Source organism: Pseudoflavonifractor gallinarum, from assembly GCF_014982855.1.
GTDB classification, from domain to species: Bacteria; Bacillota; Clostridia; order Oscillospirales; family Oscillospiraceae; genus Pseudoflavonifractor_A; species Pseudoflavonifractor_A gallinarum.
On sequence record NZ_JADCKF010000007.1, the window covers coordinates 170,395 to 189,940 of the forward strand.

The 19,546-nt window shown below is 55.9% G+C and carries 19 protein-coding genes and 1 pseudogene; 6 read left to right on the forward strand and 14 right to left on the reverse strand.

All coding sequences use genetic code 11. The features are described 5' to 3' along the window. Positions 1-4: 4 nt before the first annotated feature. From INF37_RS09300 to INF37_RS09310, 3 genes are all read right to left on the reverse strand, one after another. Positions 5-217 (reverse strand): Maff2 family mobile element protein, encoded by a 213-nt coding sequence (locus INF37_RS09300; RefSeq protein WP_055152389.1) that lies wholly within the window; start codon positions 215-217, stop codon positions 5-7. Positions 218-312: 95 nt separating this feature from the next. Then, on the reverse strand, positions 313-2,148 hold the full coding sequence (locus tag INF37_RS09305) for a VirD4-like conjugal transfer protein, CD1115 family (RefSeq protein WP_193537877.1): 1,836 nt from the start codon (positions 2,146-2,148) through the stop codon (positions 313-315). Further along, positions 2,135-2,644 (reverse strand): PcfB family protein, encoded by a 510-nt coding sequence (locus INF37_RS09310; protein WP_456239156.1) that lies wholly within the window; start codon positions 2,642-2,644, stop codon positions 2,135-2,137. Before INF37_RS09310 ends, INF37_RS09305 begins: the two co-directional genes overlap by 14 nt. 253 nt (positions 2,645-2,897) lie before the next feature. On the opposite strand from INF37_RS09310, the gene INF37_RS09315 reads away from it, so the two are divergent. Continuing rightward, positions 2,898-4,106 (forward strand): IS110 family RNA-guided transposase, encoded by a 1,209-nt coding sequence (locus tag INF37_RS09315; RefSeq protein ID WP_193537879.1) that lies wholly within the window; start codon positions 2,898-2,900, stop codon positions 4,104-4,106. A 172-nt stretch (positions 4,107-4,278) separates the two neighbouring features. Here INF37_RS09315 and INF37_RS09320 read toward each other — a convergent pair whose 3' ends face one another. Together INF37_RS09320 and INF37_RS09325 are read right to left on the reverse strand one after the other, a co-directional pair. Beyond that, on the reverse strand, positions 4,279-4,992 hold the full coding sequence (locus INF37_RS09320) for an antirestriction protein ArdA (RefSeq protein WP_006573261.1): 714 nt from the start codon (positions 4,990-4,992) through the stop codon (positions 4,279-4,281). Then, entirely contained in the window at positions 4,992-5,333 is a 342-nt protein-coding gene (locus INF37_RS09325) for a DUF7768 domain-containing protein (RefSeq protein WP_050618702.1), read from the reverse strand. The genes INF37_RS09320 and INF37_RS09325 overlap by 1 nt, the downstream gene beginning before the upstream one ends. A gap of 214 nt (positions 5,334-5,547) precedes the next feature. Here INF37_RS09325 and INF37_RS09330 point away from each other — a divergent pair, with 214 nt between their 5' ends. Beyond that, complete coding sequence (locus INF37_RS09330) at positions 5,548-6,063, forward strand: helix-turn-helix domain-containing protein (protein ID WP_006574186.1); 516 nt, start codon at positions 5,548-5,550, stop codon at positions 6,061-6,063. A gap of 336 nt (positions 6,064-6,399) precedes the next feature. Here the strand turns inward: INF37_RS09330 and INF37_RS09335 are convergent, their stop codons facing one another. The 6 genes and pseudogenes from INF37_RS09335 to INF37_RS09360 all read right to left on the reverse strand — a co-directional run bounded on the left by INF37_RS09335 (position 6,400) and on the right by INF37_RS09360 (position 13,655). Next, complete coding sequence (locus INF37_RS09335; RefSeq protein WP_193537881.1) at positions 6,400-7,986, reverse strand: ParB/RepB/Spo0J family partition protein; 1,587 nt, start codon at positions 7,984-7,986, stop codon at positions 6,400-6,402. 216 nt (positions 7,987-8,202) lie between these two features. After that, positions 8,203-8,532, reverse strand: a pseudogene (gene tnpA, locus INF37_RS09340) (IS200/IS605 family transposase); the annotation flags it as partial. 184 nt (positions 8,533-8,716) lie between these two features. Then, the gene (locus tag INF37_RS09345; RefSeq protein WP_193537883.1) at positions 8,717-9,745 is read right to left on the reverse strand and encodes an ABC transporter substrate-binding protein; all 1,029 of its coding nucleotides are present in this window, start codon (positions 9,743-9,745) and stop codon (positions 8,717-8,719) included. Between the two features lie 20 nt (positions 9,746-9,765). After that, positions 9,766-11,403, reverse strand: coding sequence for an ABC transporter permease subunit (locus tag INF37_RS09350; protein WP_193537885.1), 1,638 nt, complete (start codon positions 11,401-11,403; stop codon positions 9,766-9,768). Positions 11,404-11,409: 6 nt separating this feature from the next. Continuing rightward, the gene (locus tag INF37_RS09355; RefSeq protein WP_186964156.1) at positions 11,410-12,174 is read right to left on the reverse strand and encodes an ABC transporter ATP-binding protein; all 765 of its coding nucleotides are present in this window, start codon (positions 12,172-12,174) and stop codon (positions 11,410-11,412) included. A 374-nt stretch (positions 12,175-12,548) separates the two neighbouring features. After that, complete coding sequence (locus INF37_RS09360) at positions 12,549-13,655, reverse strand: S-layer homology domain-containing protein (protein WP_193537887.1); 1,107 nt, start codon at positions 13,653-13,655, stop codon at positions 12,549-12,551. A gap of 1,000 nt (positions 13,656-14,655) precedes the next feature. Between INF37_RS09360 and INF37_RS09365 the strand changes: the two genes are divergently transcribed. Both INF37_RS09365 and INF37_RS09370 read left to right on the forward strand, forming a co-directional pair. Further along, positions 14,656-14,805 (forward strand): hypothetical protein, encoded by a 150-nt coding sequence (locus tag INF37_RS09365; protein ID WP_193537889.1) that lies wholly within the window; start codon positions 14,656-14,658, stop codon positions 14,803-14,805. Next, complete coding sequence (locus INF37_RS09370; RefSeq protein WP_193537891.1) at positions 14,769-15,371, forward strand: stalk domain-containing protein; 603 nt, start codon at positions 14,769-14,771, stop codon at positions 15,369-15,371. The genes INF37_RS09365 and INF37_RS09370 overlap by 37 nt, the downstream gene beginning before the upstream one ends. A 210-nt stretch (positions 15,372-15,581) precedes the next feature. On the opposite strand, the gene spoIVB is transcribed toward INF37_RS09370, so the two are convergent. After that, entirely contained in the window at positions 15,582-16,652 is a 1,071-nt protein-coding gene (gene spoIVB / locus INF37_RS09375; RefSeq protein ID WP_193537893.1) for a SpoIVB peptidase, read from the reverse strand. A 286-nt stretch (positions 16,653-16,938) separates the two neighbouring features. Between spoIVB and INF37_RS09380 the strand changes: the two genes are divergently transcribed. Continuing rightward, complete coding sequence (locus INF37_RS09380) at positions 16,939-17,577, forward strand: corrinoid protein (protein ID WP_193537895.1); 639 nt, start codon at positions 16,939-16,941, stop codon at positions 17,575-17,577. A gap of 57 nt (positions 17,578-17,634) precedes the next feature. Here INF37_RS09380 and INF37_RS09385 read toward each other — a convergent pair whose 3' ends face one another. After that, positions 17,635-18,153, reverse strand: a complete 519-nt coding sequence (locus INF37_RS09385; protein WP_193537897.1) for a nucleoside-triphosphatase — start codon at positions 18,151-18,153, stop codon at positions 17,635-17,637. Positions 18,154-18,216: 63 nt separating this feature from the next. Continuing rightward, positions 18,217-19,059: an IclR family transcriptional regulator gene (locus INF37_RS09390; RefSeq protein ID WP_235964277.1), complete on the reverse strand. Its 843-nt coding sequence runs from the start codon at positions 19,057-19,059 to the stop codon at positions 18,217-18,219. 285 nt (positions 19,060-19,344) lie between these two features. On the opposite strand from INF37_RS09390, the gene INF37_RS09395 reads away from it, so the two are divergent. Next, the coding region (locus INF37_RS09395) for a UxaA family hydrolase (protein WP_193537899.1) at positions 19,345-19,546 on the forward strand (202 nt) is incomplete at its 3' end.

The following is a 19,546-nucleotide window of genomic DNA, read 5'->3' on the forward strand; positions in this document are numbered from 1 at the left end:
TACCTTAGAACAAGCCGCTCAGCAGAGGGATCAGGGTGGTGCCCAGCAGGATGATGCCGCCGCCCGCCATGAGCTGCTTCATACCCTGGCTTTTGGAGCCAGGGTTGTCCGATCCGTAGCCCTCCAGCAGGTTGACAACGCCCCACACGCCCAGGCCAGCGCCCAGCGCAACAACGAGAGTCTGCAAAGTCGTGATAGCAGAAGCAAAAAATTCCATATATCCTCCATTTCTCCGGGATTGTCCCGGCCATGAAAAAAGCCGCCCGTTTGGGCGGCAGGTTGCGACCTCTGGACACTTTGTCCAGAAGTGATTTATACATAGGCATCCGGATCGTCCACGTCGTCGTAGTTGAGGATGTCCTCGTCCTCACTTACGGGCCCCGCTTCGGATACGTCTACCTCGTACACCTCACAAGCCTCGTTAAGCCCAGGCCGCCTGCGGCGGTTGATGAGCTTATCCAGGTCAAAGGCGTTTTTCTTTTTATCGGCCTCAGCCGTGTACTTGTAGTTCGGGTGCTGTTTCAAATCATATTTGGACGAAAAGAACGGGGGCAGACCCCGCAACTGCAAAATGCACTTGTCGCCCGGCATGGTAGCCAACTCGCTGGGGGTCATCAGCTCCCGGCCCAGCCGCTGGGTGTTCTGGTTGTAGCTTTCCGACTGCCCACGGGAGCGGCCCTCGGTCTGCATGGAGATGGTGGCCTTTCCCAGCCAGTTCTCGGAAATTTCCTTGATGGTGGAGCTTTCCCGCCCGCCCAGGAAGATCACGCTGTCCATGTTGCCTAAGATCGTTTCCGCGTTGTCTTTGTAAATGGCCTTGCACTGCGCGTACTGCTGATAGAACAGGCACAGACTTACCTCGCGGGAACGAATAACAGCGACAAGTTTCTCCAGCGAGGGCACCTGCCCCGTGTTCGCCGCCTCGTCCCACAGCACCCGCACATGATGGGGCAGGCGGCCCCCGTGAACATTGTCCGCCCGTTCACACAGAAGATTGAACATCTGCGAAAAGGCCAGGGCCACAATGAAGTTATAAGTCGGGGTTGTGTCGGAAATCGTGAAGAAAACTGCCGTTTTCCGATCCCCGATGCGGTCAAGCTCCAGCTCGTCATAGCTCATAATCTCCCGGAGCTGGGGGATGTCAAAGGGGGCCAGCCGGGAGCCGCAGGAAATCAAAATGCTTTTCGCGGTCTTGCCGCTGGCCAGCTTATATTTTTTGTACTGCTTCACGGCAAAGCAATCCGGCTTGCGCTTTTCCAGGCCCTTGAACATATAGTCCACCGCGTTCATATAGGACTCGTCATCCTCTTTCACGTCCATGCCGGAAATCATGTCCACCAGGGTATTGATGTTCCGATCCTCGGCAGGAGCTTCAAAGATGATATAGGCAATCAACGCACAATAAAGGAGCGTTTCTGCCTTTGTCCAGAACGGATCGCCCTCCTTGCCCTCGCCCTTTGTGTTTGCTATGAGAGTGTCCACAAATTTAAGGATGTCCGCCTCATTGTGGATGTAGGACAGCGGATTGTAGTGCATGGATTTTGAAAAATCTATGCTGTTGAACACTTTGACCTTATATCCCCGGCGTTGCAGGAAAGTACCCACCTGGGAGAGCACCCCGCCTTTTGGATCGACGCACACATAGGAGCTGTGCGCCTGGAGTAGCTGGGGCGTGAGCCAGAAGCGGGTTTTGCCCGACCCGGATGAGCCGATAATACAAGAGTTGAGGTTGCGGGCGTTGGCCGGGTTTTTGGGCCGGGTGTTCATGGTGAGAAACTCCGTCTTTGTCAAAATGACGTTGTTCTCAAACTTCGGATCGACAAAGGGCTTGATGTCTTTTTCGGTGCCCCAGCGGGCCGACCCATATTCTTCATCCCGCCGGAATTTCTTTGCGTTCTTGCTTTTCATATAGATCAGCAGGCGGAAGCCCACCGCGCCCACAATGCCGATGAGCCAGTCAAAGGGGGCCAGCCCCGGCGCAAAGTCGGCAAAGGCCGGGCCGATGCTCTGCCCCAGGCCCATGAGCCTGTGAGCAAAGTCTGCTCCAGGGGCCAGGCGGTAGGCCGTTCCCAGCTTTAGGCAGGCCCACAGAATAAACAGATACGGGATATTGGGTATCACATACTTTTTGACGCTATCTGTCCTCATGTACCGCCTCCCTTGCACGCTCTTTCTTGTGGGACGGCTGGCGGGCCAGTTCAGCGGCAGCCCGTTTGAGCTGTTCCCGGATGGGAACACGCTGGGACTTGGAACACTTCAACACGCGCCGGGAATATTCCGAAAAGCAAGCGGTGATGGCGTCGGCCTGCCCGCTCTTGAAAAACAACAGGTATTTGTCCGGCCCGGTCTTATAAAAGGCATAGTCCACATTCCAGCGCCGGGCCACCCGGTCAAAATCCTTTGGGGACTCCACCTCGATGCTGTTTGTGGTGGCTCCGTGGCCCATGAGCTGGCGCACCGTCTGTTTTCCGTGGGGTGTCTGGCGGGCCCGGTACATTTTCTTGATCTTCCGGCCCACCGCCAGACACGCCTGGGCCAGCACCCGGCCCGTGAGCTTTGTCGCCTTGATCGAAACTGCTATGGTACGTCTGGAAACGTCCTCGTCAATCAGCCGTATCCCTCCTATTACAATAAATTTGGACAGGAAAGCCGGGCAGCCAGTCCGGCTTTCCCTCCATCTCGTGCCTAAGCTACAATGAGAGGAGCAACTGGCTGACCTATCCCTCCTTGGGCTTCTATGTCCGTTGGAAAGACTGTTAGCCATCCTCTTGTTGTAGCGTTCGATTTAAGCAGGTTGAGCCACCGGATGCCGGAGAGTTCGCGTCACCCAATAGATTGAATCGGCAGCGAGAAAAGATGGACTCCGGTTGCAGATTCTTTGTATTGGAGGAATATGGATGAACTGCGTTGGCATCGATGTTTCCAAAGGGAAAAGCATGATCGCCGTCATGCGGCCTTTCGGAGAAGTGGTGGTTTCACCTTTTGAAGTACGTCATACCGCCAATGAACTGAGCGAGCTGGCAGGGCTACTCAAAAGCTTGGACGGCGAGACCCGTGTGGTGATGGAATCCACGGGTAATTACCACGCGCCGGTGGCTTGGCTGCTCCACGACGCGGGGCTTTATGTTTCCGTAGTCAATGCAATGTTGGTACACGACTATGGGAACAACAGTTTAAGACGGGCCAAGACCGACAAGAAGGACGCTATAAAGCTGGCCAACTACGGCCTTGACCACTGGCTCACGCTGCCGAGATATGTCCCGGAAGAGGACACTCGTCTCATGTTGAAGGCTTGCTACCGGCAATACCAGCAGTATTCAAAAGTACAGACCATGCTGAAGAATAACCTGATCTCCCTGCTGGACACTACTTTTCCAGATGCAAACCGCCTGTTCACCAGTCCGCCCCGCGACGATGGCCGCGAGAAGTGGATAGACTTTGTAGCTACTTTTTGGCATCGCGAGTGCGTTTGTGACCTGTCTGAGAAGGCCTTTGCCGCCAAATACCAGAAGTGGTGCAAGAAGTACGGCTACAATTTCAGTGAAGGCAAGGCGCTGGACATTTATGCCGCCGCCCGTGGGCACTTCGGTGTCATGCCCAAAACGGATACGGCAAAACTTTTGGTGGAACAGGCTATTTCCCAACTCCGGGCAACTTCTCCCGCATTAGCTGCTCTCAGACAGGAGATGCAGTCCCTGGCGGCTTCTCTGCCGGAGTATCCTGTGGTGATGGAGATGTTTGGTGTTGGCCCTACTCTCGGCCCTCAACTCATGGCTGAAATTGGCGATGTGCGCCGTTTTCATTCCAAGAAAGCGCTGGTGGCCTTTGCGGGCATTGACGCCCCACCCTACCAATCCGGCCAAATGGATGTCCGTAGCCGCAGCATTTCCAAACGCGGATCTGCTTCGCTGCGCAGAACGCTCTTTCTGGTGATGAGTGTCATCCTACAGCATGCTCCAATGAATGAGCCGGTCTACCAGTTCATGAACAAGAAACGCTCCGAAGGCAAGCCCTACCGTGTCTACATGATGGCCTCCGCAAATAAGTTCCTGCGTATCTACTACGCTTCTGTGAAATCCTACTTGGATTCCCTGGAACACGACTGATTTTCTTGTGCTATACCATCTGGCTGGCCGCCGTTTTAATTTTGAGATGCTCAGCGGCTTGATTTTGTGTTGCCTTTTTGCCTCCCTAAAAAATCTGAAATTTCTACTTGACTTTTATTAGCAGGTCTTTCCATGAAAAAAGCACCTCTGGACAAAACGTCCAGAAGTGCCGTTATCGTTCCTCGTGTTCCTTTGCGGCAATCTTCCGATAGCCCTCCAGGGAGGAACCGTCAATAATTTCTTTGTAGGCTGCCATTTGTTCCCGCACCGTGAGCTGGGGAAAGGCAAAAACTTTGTGCTCGTCGGGAATGTCCTCGATCCCGTGGTAGTGCTCGATGAATTGACCGCCGTTGTTCAAAACATAGCCTCCAGGGGCAAAGTGGCCGTCCTCTTCAAGCCGAATATCCCGCCCGTATGCCTCATAGTCAAAATAATTCAGCAGGTGTTCCGGCACGTCAATGGCCTCCATGTCCTCCACATAGATGCGGCCCAGGGTTTCATCGTCCTCGACACCAGGATAAAACTCGTAGCAATCCAGGTTTTGCGCCAAATTGATGAGATCGGCCACGCTGGACGTATGTTCGCCGCTATCAATGACGGCCTCAAATTTCTCCAGTTCGCCCTGATCCAGCTCGGAGAGCAGGCAGGCCAGATGATTGAGCTCGTCCAGGTTTTCATATTCCGTGAGATAGTCGTAGAGCCCCAGCACATCACCGTCAAAGCTGGTTATGAAAAATTCCTCATAACGTACCCCGTCCACACCAATTCGCTTCAAAAGGGCCTGTACTTCTTCGGTAGTTGTGGGGAATTTCAGCGTTTCGCCAACCAGCTCACCCTCGTTGTACTTTCCCAGGTTGGTGATGTAGGCTTCAAACAGGGACGCCATCAGCACCGCCCCTGGCCCTTGACGGTCAGGATGCCCTCAAGGGTAGTCGCGGTGATCCCCAGGCGCTGGGCCACGGCAATATCATTTTTCATGGCCTCGGTCACGGAATGGCCGCATACCACCAGCACACGGGAGCGCCGGAGCAGATCGCGGCCCATGTCGATGCCGTTCTTGTGCTCCTCCGGCACCGCGTCATTGAGGAACAGCGGCAGATAGAGCATGGGGCAGATGGGGGAATAGCCCGCATCGTAGACCACACGGCAGTAATGCGCCGCCTGCTCCATATCCACCGCAGGATCACCGCGCCACGCAGCGGTGATATAAGCAAGGGATCGTTTCATTGTCAACACCTCCGATATTTATATAGGTAGTTCAACCCTAAGGACACTGACCGTCTGTTTTCCATAATAGAATAAATAGATTTTACAACAAAATATACAGTAGTAGCGAAATGCCACGCATAATTGCGGAAATGACTATATCGGACGGTTGAAATAAGCTGCAATTTTAAGTACAATTATTTACAGGTAAAGCGAACAAGGAGGTATTTCATATATGACGTTTAGTGAGAAACTTCAACGGCTTCGTAAAGTAAATGGGCTTTCACAAGAACAGTTGGCTGAAAAGTTAAACGTGTCAAGACAAGCGATTTCAAAATGGGAAATGGGTGCTATTCCCGATATGGATAATGTCATTAAGATTAGTCGTTTTTTTGATTGTTCATTGGATTATCTTATGAATAATGAAGCGGAAGAAACAAGCATAAAGCCCTTTCCCTCTCAAGCCGCACCGCAAAAGACAGCAAAAAAGAAAAATCATTTTCATATAATCGTAGCAGGAATTATATCTGGACTTGGAGCAATCGGGTTGTTGATTATTGGCATCTTAAGTTCAGTATATCCTGCGGTAATTTACGATCCGCCACAAGGGGAAGTGAGAGCAATCGTAGCAACAGGATTTACAGCATTTTTGAAACTGCATAACATTACATGGTTGTTTATCTTGTGTTGTGCCCTTGTTATTTGCGGTGTAGTGATTATGTTGTTAAATACCCGAAAAAAAGGTACATAAGCGAGTATATGAAAACACCGGGCGCGGTGGCTGTATGGCCTCTGCGTCCGGCACTGTTTTCGTTTGGAGCAAAACGTCTGTGTATCCCCCCGCCCTTTCCCATTCATGGGAAAGGGGGCGGCTCTGGAGGATATACCCCCGCCGCCTTGCCGGAAATAGCACAGCCGGGCCAGGCCGTCAAGGGCAAGCCGCCGCAAACGGCGGACGTTCCGCCCCTTGACTGCCCGTTCCCGGCTGCGCTGCAAAATATCCGGCGACGGGGGATATATCACCACAGAGCCCATCCCCGGCGCGGGGCGTTCACCTCTGGACAAAGTGTCCAGAAGCGGGGCCCGGTTACTTCTCCAAGTCCTTTTTCCTGTCCGGCTGCGCCAGTTCGGGCGGCTGTTTCTCTTTCCACTCGTCCAGCAGCGCCATGATCTGCTCTTTCATTTTGGCAGGAGTGACCTCCTTGCCGAAATACTTAGACAGTTCAGCAGTCGAAATAATCACACCGCGATCCTCCTTTTTTTCTTCACTTAAAATGCCGTCGATCACATCGCCGTTGAGCTTGCCCTCCTTGTCCAGCTCGTGGAGCCGCTTCGCCTGGGCCACCGAGGGGGAGGACTGCTCCCCATCAATGGAAACGGCAATCAGCCGCTGGTTTTCTGGCCTGATATACGAGATCTCCACCGCAGGCATAAAGCCCATCTGCTTTGTGTCCACCTTGTCCAGAAGCTCCGGCACCAGGGAGTTGAGCCGGATATACCGCATGACCTTTTTATAGTTCATGTCGTGTTCCTTACCCACAATCTCCACCGAGAGCTTACCCAGGGCCTCCGCCTCTTTCTCATTTTTCGGGCGGGCCCCCTGGCGTTTGATGGCCTCCACCTCCAAATCCAGCAGTTTTGCCAGTTCGCTGGGGAGAGGATCGCCACGCTGCTTGTTGCTATTCCGCATTTCCCGGACAGCCTCAAGATCGGTCATCTCGCGGACGATACAGGGCATTTCCTCCAGCCCGGCCCGTGTACCACCGTGATGGCGGCGGTGGCCCGCGATAATCTCATAGCCCTTGCCATCTTTTTCCGGGCGGACGGTGGCGGGGGTCATAATGCCGTGTTCCTTGATCGTCCCCACCAGATCGTCCATCGCTTTATCGTCCTGCACCTTGTAGGGGTGCTCCCGGAACGTATGGAACGGATGAAGCTCCGCCATTTTCAGATAGACGATTTTTCCCTCTTCCACCGGGCGGGGCGGCACGTCAGGCGTGGGCGGCAGATTGATCTCCGGCGGCGGGACTGCCGCCTCCTTGACGGGAGCGGCCTTGCCCGGCTTTACCGCCTGAGCGGTTTTAGTCACAGGCGCACCGCCGGAGCCCGTTTCCTTGCCCTTGTCAGATTTCTTACCTCTGGACACTTTGTCCCGAACAGCGGGCGGGGCCTCCTCACGGGCCGCCTTGTCAACCTTAGACGGGCGGCCTGTGCGGGGCTCCGCCGCTTTCGACTTTTTCTCCGCAGTCGGCCCGGCCTGCTCTTTCGGCGGGCGGCCCCGGCGCTTTTTCGGCTGATCCGCCTCCGGCGCTTTTTCCTCCGGGATAGGAGCCTCTTTACCATCCTTATCAGTAGCCGGAGCCTTTAATTTGTCTACGGCTCCATGCGCCGCTGCCCGTCGCTGGGACATAAGCTCGTTGATCTTGTCAAAATCAACCACTACTTCCCCAAGTGCAGAGCGGGCCGGATTGTCCTCCCCCATACCGGGAATAACAGACTGTTCCGCCTGGAGTGCCGGGCCCGTACCAGGCGCGGCGGGCTCTTGCGTTTTCCCCGGCGCGTCGGTTTCCTGAACCGGGGGCTCCTGGATTGGCGGAGCCTCTTTCGCAGGAGCGTCACCGGGACGATCCGGGCCAGGGGGCTCCGGGCCGGTTTTGAGTTTGTCATCTGCCATTCACTAACCTCCTTCAATTTTGGTGTATTGCACAAAAATGAGCGTTGATTTTCTACCGAAAAATTTTCCTCCTTTCCAAGTCCACCACGCAAAAAAGCCGCCCAGATTTTACCCGGACGGCTTTCAGCGTAATGTGATAGACTTTTATTTATTTTTTCGGATTGTAGGCTCCGAAAAGCCTTATATTTGCAGTTTTCCTATTTTATATGGCCCTTAATACCCTCTGCACCAAAACTCTCTGTTCCGATACTTGTATTTCAACTCAGGGTATTTTTCGTAAATCATCAGGCTACTTTTCCCTTTTAAGTATCCCATGAAACTCGATACCGCGTACTTCGGCGGAATCTCTACCAGCATATGGATATGATCCGGGCATACTTCTGCTTCGATGATATTCACCTTTTTCCAGTTACACAGCGTTCTTAGGATTTCTCCTATCTCCCGCCGTTTCTGCCCGTAAAATACTTTTCTTCGGTATTTCGGAGCAAACACAATATGATATTTGCAATTCCAGCTTGTATGCGATAAACTATTTACGTCGTTCATTTTGAATGACCTCCCTTTGCTTGGTTGTGCAGTTGGCAGACCGCACTTCTATTTTAGCAAAGGGAGTTTTTTGTCTCCATAATCGGCACAAGCCTTCTTTTGAACCACTCGCCTAGCGAGTGGTTTTCGGCATACAAAAACCAGGGGACGCACACCCGTGCGCCCCCTGTTATGATCGGTTCTATCAGGGCTTAGCGGATTCAGACAGCTCCTGGTGCTTCTGGAACAGCTCCAGAGTCAGAGGCTCGCTGAAGGTCTTGGGATAGGCGGACTTGTTGGCGGAATCCGAGGTCTCGCCCTCATAGAGGGGGTTGGGATAGGTGGCCAGCAGCTCCTCGCGGGCATTCTCGATGATGCACTGGGCCATCTCCATGGCCAGAGGATTGGTCTCATCTCCCTTGTCCAGCACAGCCACAGACTCCGTGAGGGAGAAGTTGCCCTCGGTGGGATCCACATAGTCGATGGGCAGGCCGTCGGCCTTGTCCGCCACTGCCTGGTGGCGCAGGCCGAAGCCCACAGCCAGCTCACCGGCGCGGCACAGCTTCAGAGGCGCGGAACCAGAGGTCTCGATGTGGTCGCCGGCGTTCTGATAGATGCCGGAGAGCACTTCCTGCGCGCCCTCATCTCCATACTCCGAGACCAGCGCCTGGATGAGCAGCCACGCAGTGGAAGAAGACTGAATGTCGGTCACAGCCACCTGACCGGCATAGACGGGATCGGTCAGATCCTTCAGGCTGGTGGGCATGGGCAGGCCCTCGGACTCCATGAGCTCCGTGTTGACGATGATGGCGCCCTCCTGCGAGGTGATGGGAGCGGTGTAGTCGGGCACTTCCTCAAGGGTGTTCACATCAAAGGTCAGGGGCAGGAACATCTGGTTCTGATCCTGGGCGCTCTGGAGGTAGAAGGTGCTCATGGTGACCAGATCGGCCTCCAGATTTTTGCCCTCCGCCATCAGCTTTCCGCCCAGCTCGGAGGTGCCAAAGGTCTGGATGATGTACTTGTCCTTGTAGCCATTGGCATCCAGGGCGTTGGTCATCGCGGTGATGGCCTCATCGTCGGCGTTGGAGTAGAGGACCACCTGCTCCTCCTTGGGTGCGGTGTCGCCGCTGCCGGAATCGCTGCCCGTGCTTGCGCTGCCGGCGGCGCAGCCGCCCAGAAGGGCTGCCGCCATGCTGAGGGAAAGGCCCATGGCCATCAGTTTCTTGAGATGCATTTTGGTTTCTCTCCTCTTTTTTAAGCTTGTGTCTGTTGGATTGGTTTCTTCTTTTTATGATTTGCAAGGCAGGAAAAGGCCGCCTTTGCAACCAGGTTTGTGGCCAGGATCAGCAGCGAGAGCACAAAGACCTCGTTGAACTTGTTGACATACTGGAGCTGCTTGATCTTGGTGGTCAGCACCATCGTGCGCGCACCGGCAATGAAAATCAGGGCGCTGATGGTCACCATGGAGTTGATGAAATAGTAGCTGAATACCTCGATGAGGCTGGAGAGCGCATTGGGGGTGACCACCCGCAGGATGGTCTTGATCCAGCTGTCCCCCATGAGCATCGCAGTGGTCTCCCACCCGGCGTTCATCTTGGAGAGGGAATTTTTCATCATCAGGTAGGGGGTGGAGAAGTAGTGCACCACATTGCACAGGATCATGAGAAGCAGGGTGTTCTGCAGCTCAGTTCCCGAGAACAGGAAGAGGTAGGCCACGCCCAGGACCATGCCGGGGATGGCGTTGGTCACCAGTGCGATGCTCTCCACGGTGCGCTTATACCCCTGTGCCAGCGTGCTCCGCGCTGTGATGAGGGCCGCTCCGTAGGCCACTACCGTTCCCAGAAGGGCGGTAGCAAGGGCCATGAAGAGGGAGTGCTGGTATACGGTCAGCAGTTCGCTGTCGGCGAACACGGTCTGCACATGCTCCAGAGAAAATCCCGTCTTGTAGGGCCAGTCCTCCACCATGGGCACCACAAAGATGACCGCGAAGAGGGAGAGCATCAGGACCGACAAGACCGCTGTCACGGCCCCCCATCCGGCGTCGCGGGCCGGGTTGCGGCGCAGCTCCGCGGGGGAGATCCGGTTATACCGGATGTTGAAGCGCTCCAGGATCTGGAGGAGGCAGATACTTCCCACCGAGGGGATGAGCATGATGACGGCCACCACCGCGCCCCGGTTGAAGTCCGGGATGCCGCCCAGCATCTGATTGTAGAGCAGCGTGGCGATCACATCATATCCTCCGCCCACCGAGGCCGGGATACCGAAGTCGGTAAAGCTCAGGAAAAAGGCCTGGATAAAGGCACCGGCCAGTGTGCCCAGCAGGGGGCGCACTACCGCAATCCAGAAGGTGGACATGGTCTGGTCTCCCATGACCTTGGAGACCACCAGCGTCTTTTTATCCACATATCCCATGGTATTGTGGATCAGCAGGAAGGCGGTGGGCACCGTATAGATCACATATCCCACCAGCAGTCCCCAGAAACCGTAGATATCAAAGAGCTGCCGTCCCAGCAGACGGGTCAGGAGTCCCTGCTTGCCAAAGGAGTAAATGATGGCAAAGCCATAGGTAATGGTGGGCAAGAACATGGGCAGTGTGGCGATGGCGCTGATGAGGCGCTTAGCCCACAGGGGCAGGGCCGTATAGTGTACCGCGTAGGCCAGCAGGAACGCGATGACCACCGCGATCACCGCCGCGGCGGAGGCCACGGCAAAGCTGTTGCCCAGGGCGGGAAGGAATCCCTTTTTGACCACAACGGAGGTGTAAAACTCCGTCGTAAGGCCGCCGTCCCACACCGATTTTCCAAAGAGAAGGAGGAGCGGCGCTGCCAGAAACGCCGCAAAGAGCGCCACGATGGCCCAAAAGATCAGCTTAAGTTCGATGTTTTTGCGCATTGTGTGTTACACAGCGGCAGCCACGCTCGGCCGGCCAAAGAGGGCATAGATATTGTCCCGCTTGATCTCCAGCTGATTGAGGATGAACTTGCGCACGAAGTCGTTTTTGGGCTGATGGACGATCTCCTCGGGTCTGGCATACTGGGAGATGGTTCCCTTATCAATGATCAGAACCCGGTCAGAGAGAGTCAGGGCCTCCTCGGGGTCGTGAGTCACGATGATGGTGGTGAGGTGATACTCCCGGGCAATGGTCTTGATCCGGTCCTTGATGGACTCTTTGATCACGCCGTCCAGGGCAGAGAGGGGCTCATCCAGCAGCAGAATGCGGGGCTTCATCACCATGGTGCGGGCCAGGGCCACACGCTGCTTCTGGCCACCGGAGAGCTGGTCCACCCGCTTGCTCAGATGGTCCCGCAGGCCCAGCAGGTCGATGAGCTCCTCCACCTCCTGCTGAGAGGTCAGGTGCGCGCGGTTTTTCAGGCCGTAGGTGATGTTCTTATAGACATTCAGATTGGGGAAGAGGGCATAGTCCTGAAAGACGATGTTGAAGCCCCGCTTCTCCATGGGAGTGCGGGTCAGATCCTCGCCGTTGTAGCGGATCTCTCCGCTGTCGGCATCGGTCAGGCCCAGGATCAGATTGAGCAGCGTCGTCTTTCCACAGCCGGAAGGACCCAGAATAGACACGATCTCGCCATCCTCCACCCGGAGCGAAATATCATGCAGGACCGGAGTCCCGTCAAACGACTTACGGATGTGATTGAGTTCCAGCATACTTGTCTTCCTTTCGCATCGTTTCTCCGTTTTCATCCGTAGAGTACTATACCAGTCCGGCCCCGTTTCCTTCCACCAGGCTCCCGTAAAGGACTGGCAAAGACTCCGTCAGTTTGCCCCCCTTCCGGGATACCATCTCCTTACACACCGCTCCGTCGGTCTGTGCTTCCTCCATTCTTTTTGGAAAATTGGGCACGGTTTTCCCTTTCTTTTGCCCAGAATCCCCCTGCTTTTTGTTCCATGGATACCGCTGCCGGCACACGGTCCTGGTTTTACAAATCCTTGACGCTTCTCCCCTTTCCGCAGGAAGCAAAGACAAAGGAGGGGCATCCGCCGCTCACAGCGCCGGATGCCCCGCACAAAAAATCCGTATATCAGCGATCCAGCAGGCGCACCAGAATGGAGGCTGCCTCAGCGCGGGTCGCGCTGCCCTGGGGATCCAGGCGCGCGCCATCCTTTCCGCTGAGAATTCCAGCGCCCACAGCCCACTTCATGGCCTCCTCCGCCCACGGGGAGATCTGATCGCGGTCCACAAAGGCACTCAGGTCTCCCGTAGAGGCCGGTGCATTGCCCCGATACTGCTCATAGCGATAGAGCATGACCGCCAGCTGCTCCCGGGTAATGGCCTGATCCGGCGCAAAACGGCCCTCTCCCACGCCGGAGACAATGTTCTCTGCCGCCGCCCAATTGACGGCGCTCTCATACCAGCTTCCTGCACTCACGTCCTGAAAGGCCGCCTGTGCTGCGGCAGGGGTCCCCTCCTGTCGGTGGAGCACGGTCACCAGCATGGCCCGGCTCAGGGCCATATCCGGGCTGAACGTGGTGGCTGACGTACCGCTGAACAGCCCCATCTCCACTGCGCGCAGCGCGGCGTCTTTGCCCCAGTGTCCCTCCAGGTCCGTAAAGACACCGGGATTCAGCGGGGTCTCCCCCTCGTCGATGTCCTCTTCTGGACGTTCACTCCCGCCGGAACCACCTGAGCCGCCGCTTCCGCCGCTGCTCTCTTCCCGCTCAATCTTTACCTGGAAGGGCGCCGAGCTGGTGTCCCCCGTCGTGGTGCCATCCTCATTCAGGGTAACCACATTGGACGTTCCAAGGGACAGCAGGGCATCCTCACTGCCTGTATAGGTAAAGGTCAGCCGCGCCACACTGTACTCCCCCTGGAAGGCATTGCTGGCGCCGTAAAATCCGAAATAGACCCGGCCGTCCCGCACCACCTCCGGAGTGTGGGAAGCCTCCCGGATGGCCTGATCCAGATAGTCCACCTGGGTGAGGGTCGTCTTCTCCGGCAGATCGATTCCAAACTCCGCTCCGGCAAAGGGCTTGTCCTCCTCCAGACGCAACTCCAGCGTAAAGGTATTGCTGTTCTCCCCCAGCGTAATCTTGTCGGTGGAAGTCGTGATGACCGCCGCCTGCGCTCCCGCCGTCAGAAGGACGCCGGACAGCAGCGCCGCACAGGCCTGTCTGCTCATATGGTTCATATTGTGAAATCCACTCCTGTTCTTACGGTATAACGGTGGTGTGGGCATGGCCCGACAGGACCTCCCTCCAGCCACCACTCTGTCGTCGGCCGGGAATCTTTCTCTTGCGTGTTACAGCCCGGCCCATTGGTTTCCGCACTTTCATTGTAAATAGGTCATGTAAATACAACAACGCACCTCATGTGAAATCTGTGTAAATGCATGTTCCTGCTCCCAGTGCCTTTTCCGATCCATTCTCCGTCTTTTGTTGACAGAAATCAGAGCTTTTCCCCCACTTTACCTGTCAAAAGCAGGATATGACTGCTTTTTTGGGGACTGCAGCTTCTGTAAACAAATCGTATCCTCTGCAAAAAATCGGGATATGTGCCCCATTTTCCGCTCTTTTCCCGGTCTTATCCTCTCTAGTTATACAGAGGTTTTATCCAAACTTTACACCCCTTGGATAGAACTTCTCTTGTCCACCCCTTATACTGGTAATCAACCAGAGCAGGCGCTTGTGAGTCCAATCGAATCGGAACGGCTTTATGCCCCATTCAACGGATAGAGAGGAGCCATCTTATGCTTCCATGTCAGAACACTTGTCTCGCGTACACACCTGGCTGTCACAAAACCTGCAGCCGCTGGAAGGCCTTTCAGGAGCGGCAGTTCCTTCGCCGCCAGGCCCAGAAGGCATACCTGAAATATTATGGAGAACTGTGTACACTCCTCACCCGTCAATACCGCGGGATGGAGCCCCGCCATTCTCTTCGATGACTACCAGCTCCTCCTCTTTTAGTCATAACCACTGGCTAAGCCTGTGCTTTCCCTCCCCAATGAAGGCAAGTGTTGAAACTGCCCTTTTTTCTCATGCCGACTCTTTGAATCTCTTCAACCCGGTGTCCTTCCCTTCTCCCATCTCTTGACAAAACAGATCCAGAGGTAGATACTAAAGTTAAGATTTAGAAATTTTTTAAGCTTTTATGATCAGAATTCGATAAATAAAAATGGGAGGGCATCTGATATGAAAAAAATGGTTCGCAATCGTATTATCGCCGCCGCAGCTCTTTCCAGTCTGCTCTGCGGCGTCGCGCTGGCCTCCAGCGCGGTCACCACCAAAAAATCGAAGCCAACTACATGGGGATCCGTCTGGTCGTCGACGGCAAGGAAGTGACTCCCAAGGATCCCAATGGCAACGTGGTGGAGCCCTTCGCCAGCAATGGCACCACCTATCTGCCCGTCCGCGCCGTGAGTGAGGCCCTGGGGAAAGAGGTCACCTGGGACGGCGACACCGCTACCATCTATGTGGGCGAGGTCCCCGGTCAAACCGACAGCTGGATGAAGCTGCTGCCCCCCTATCAGGTAAACTCGTGGAGCAAGATCTTTGACGGCAGCAATTCCGAAAAGTACATGACCGTATCTGGAAAGGACATCACGGAGGGCGTCTTCCTTCAGGACAACAATGGAGAAGCGGCCTATTCTCTCTGGAATACAGATTTGAAATACAATACCATGACCTTTACGGTAGGCCATGTGGACGGAACATACGAGGATGACTCCACTCTGGAGGTCTATCTGGACGGGGAGCTGAGTACCAGCTATGACCTCAAATGGGATGGTGCACCCCAAACGATCTCCCTTCCCTTGAATCGTGCCGCCAATGTGAAGCTCCTGCTCACGACATCCCCCGACTGGAATTCCAGAGCTGCATATGGCATCTATGATATTTCCTTCTCCTGAGCGCACAAAGACATGCCCCGGCGGTCATCCAGACCGCCGGGGCATGTTCTATTTGGACACTCACTCTGCCGCTGTACATCCCGAACCGCTTTCGGAAGCGTCTCATCTGTCACCTTGCGCACAGGGCACACAATCTCAATAAGGACAGAATCAAAATCACTGGCTGAGGCTAATCTTCCAGGGCCGGGCGCTTTCTATCGGTGTGTGCTCTTAGCTCTCTTCCGCGGTTTTCAGCATATTCTCCGCCAGAATACCGTAGCCCTGGGTGGGATCGTTGACCAGTACATGGGTCACTGCTCCCACCAGCTTGCCATTCTGGATGATCGGGGAGCCGGACATACCCTGTACGATGCCCCCTGTCTCCTTCAGAAGGGTCTCGTCCGTCACCTTGAGCATGAGGTCCCGGTGCTCTCCGCTGCTCTCCGGGTAGAGGCGCACAATCTCCACCTCATACTCCTTGATCTCCGTGCCCGCCACATTGGAGCGGATGGTGGCCTTTCCGGTGCGCACCTCGCTCCGCTGAGCCACCGGAATGGGCTCCATCCCTGTATCCAGCTCCGCGCCGGTCCAGGTGCCGAAAATGCCGCTGGAGGTGTTGGCATAGAGCTCTCCCAGGTCCTGCTCTACCTGGAAGGCCCCCCGAAGCTGGCCTGGGGCCCCCACGGCACCTTTCTGCACATCGCTCACTTCCGCAAACATAATGCTGCCCGACTGGAGCGGCATCAGCTTGGCGGTATCCATGTCACTGATCCCATGGCCCAGCGCGCCAAAGACACCGGAGGTCGGGTCATAAAAGGTAATGGTCCCGATCCCCGCCATGGAGTCCCGGATCCACGCCCCCAGCTTGTAGCTGCCGTCTGTGCTGCACTGGACCGCCTGGACCGTCATCTGGACCTCCTCTTCCCCCCGCTTGGCCCGGATGCTCATGGCCTCTCCTCCTGTCTCCTGGAGAATGGCCTGCACTTCTTCAATGGAGTCCACCTCTTCCTGATTCAGGTGGGTAATGATATCTCCTTCTTTTAGTCCGCAGGTCTTGGCCGGATTGGCTGTCCCTTTTTCCGTCTCGATATCGGCCAGTCCTACCACCATAACGCCGTCGGAAAACAGTTTGATCCCCACGGCACGGCCCATGGGGATCACCGTTCGGCTCACCGTATGCCCCTGCGCTGCGGATGCCTGCACCGGCGTTGCCACAGCCAGCAGCGCCCCCAGGGACAGCATCATTGCCACCACCCGCAGCGCCAGTGCGCCCCACGGCTGCTTATTGGATTCTTCCCGCACAAAATCACCCCTTTTGATTTGATGTGTTTCATTCCGCAGATCCCATTGCGGAACACTCTTTAATATGGCTTCCACCTCGTGTTCCACACGCCGGCCGCTCTGCCAATGTCACACACCTTTGGCATGGAAGAATCTTCTCTTGTCCAAATGACGGGCTTTTCCCCTTTTCCTCCGCTCATTTTTTCCCATTTTGTCAGAAAATCACTTTTTTCCCCCAGTCACTTTTTATTTTTTTCTCACTTTGCTATAATCATACACAACTTCTTCGAAAAGGATCTGATCGAACATGAGCACACTGAACGAACTCTCGCAAGCCATCCAAAAAGGTCGGACCAAATTAGTCCAGGAGCTGGTCCCCCGCGCTTTGGAAGAAGGACTCGCCCCCCGCGCCATTCTGGAGGATGGTCTGCTGGCCGGTATGGGAATCGTGGGCGAACAGTTTAAGGCCGGCACCATGTTCGTGCCCCAGGTCCTGATGGCAGCCAAGGCCATGAATGCAGGCACTGCGCTGCTCAAGCCCCACCTGACTGGTGACCATGCGGCCCCGCTGGGCCGCGCCTGCCTGGGTACGGTAAAGGGCGATCTCCACGACATCGGCAAAAATCTGGTCCGCATGATGTTTGAGGGCCAGGGGATCGAGGTCATTGACCTGGGCGTGGATGTGGCCCCTGAGACCTTTATCCGGACTGCCATGGAGCAGAATTGTTCCATCATTGCATGCTCTTCCCTCCTCACCACCTCCATGCCCGCCATGGGTGAGGTGGTGGAGGCCGCCAAGGCCGCCGGCATCCGCGATCAGGTCAAGATCATGGTGGGCGGCGCCCCGGTCACCCAACGCTTCTGTGAGGATATCGGCGCTGATGCCTATACCGCCGACGCCGCCACTGCAGCTACCGTAGCTGCACAGTACCTCTCCGCACAGTAAACCGCAAAAATAGGCCGGTCCCCGGAAAAGGGGACCGGCCTATTTTTTATCCATTTTTTACTCAGACCGGACCGATGCACACCAGGCAGCAAGCAGCTCAGAGGTCCGCAAGTCGTCCCGGTTTTCCGGCGTGACTGTCACCAATTGCACCCCCGCATGGGCCCGTACCCGATCCAGAAAGGGCTCCTGCCGGGGTTTGATGACCCCCAGAACCGGAAGCGGCCCGTCCAGCGCACACAGCACCGCCTCCTGAAAGCGCAGATCGTTTCGCTCCAAAAAGCCCAGCTCGTCCATGACCATCACCGCACACCCGGGACGCGGTGTCAGGAGTTCCGGCCCCAGCGCGTCAAACCGGCCCGGCAGGATCTCCGCCCGTCCATTCCGACGCCGGGCCACCTGATTGTCCGCCCCACAGTCCGCATCCATCCCCCAGGGCAGAAGGTGGAGGGTATCCTCCGCTTCCGTCCGCCTCCAGCAGGTGCGAAATCCGCAGGCCGGCAGCCCCAGCGAGTGCAGCAGAGCGGACAGCAGCGTGGATTTCCCCACCTGGATCTCTCCTGTCAAAAACAAATGCACCGCATTCCCTCCAAATCACTCGGAAACGCCGGATCGATCCGGCACGTTCTCCACATACGTTTCTTACAGAATATCCAGGGATATGCCCCGCTCCTCCGCCAGGGTATTGATCTCAGAGGCCACCTCCCGCAGACAGTTGCTGACCCCCTCCCGCTTTTCCGGTGTGGCCCGGAACAGGGGCATGGATACGCTCAATGCCGCAAATACGCCTCCCCGCTGCCGCAGCGGGACGGCCACACAGCACAGATGCGGCGTGGACTCCTCCTCTTCCCAGGCGATCCCGTTCTCCCGCACCTGTTTGAGCTGTGCCAGAAGGGGCTCCAGATCGGTGATGGTGTGGTCGGTCAGCCGTGGCAGTCCCTGGGAGAAGCGCTGCCGCACCTCGTCGTCCTCCAGACCGCTCAGCAGGGCCTTTCCCAGCGCTGTGGCATTGGCGGGCAGGCGGCTTCCCAGGCGTGAGATCATGCGGATGGCCTGGTCAGAGTCCGCCTTGCCGATATAGAGTACGTTTTCCCCGTCCAGAATGGCCAACTGACACGGCTCCTCGCAGCGCCGCGCCACCTGCTCCATCAGCTCCTGGACCCGCCGGAGAATGCTCTCCCGCCGTCCGGCCCCATAGGCCTCCCCCAGCACGTAGGCCGAGATGCCCACCGAATAGCGCCCGGTCTCCCGGTCCAGCCGCACATAGCGCCGCTGCGCCAGCGTATGCAGAATCGGAAAGAGACTGCTCTTGGGCGCATCCAGGGCGACTGACAGCTCCGTCAATGTCTTCCCCGCTCCGCCTTCCGACGCCAGGTGCTCCAATATATCCAAAACCCGTGTGGTGGCACGGTGCTGTTCCTGTCCCATAGGTTCCTCCATCCAGATCAGACCATTGCATTTTTTGATGGTATATTTTATCATCATAGCAAAGGCTCCTGTATTTTGCAAGTCCGACGCCTGTCCGGCACATTTCTCACCTCTGTATTTAGCACAAAATCCGCCCAATATCCCCGTTTTCTATTGACATTTCTCCCGTGAAATGGTACGTTACATATAGTATTCCGTAATGAGAACATTGTTCTTATTTAAGAACAGAAGCCTGTCTCTGCGCTCTTCGGGTGCCCGGAATGTATTTCCAAACAGACACCCGTTTGTATACCCCCACTGGTTCAGATCTGATCCACTCATGACCGAAAGGAGATATCCACCATGCGCAATGCAATGATCATTGACCCCAAGGACAATGTGGCCGTGGCCATTGAGGCCATTCAGAGCGGCGACACGGTCACCTACCTCAGCGGCAACGAGGAGAAGACCCTCACCGCCCGGCAGGACATCACCATCTATCACAAGCTGGCTGTCTGCGACATTTCCAAGGGTTCCCCCATCTGCAAGTACGGCGAGCACATCG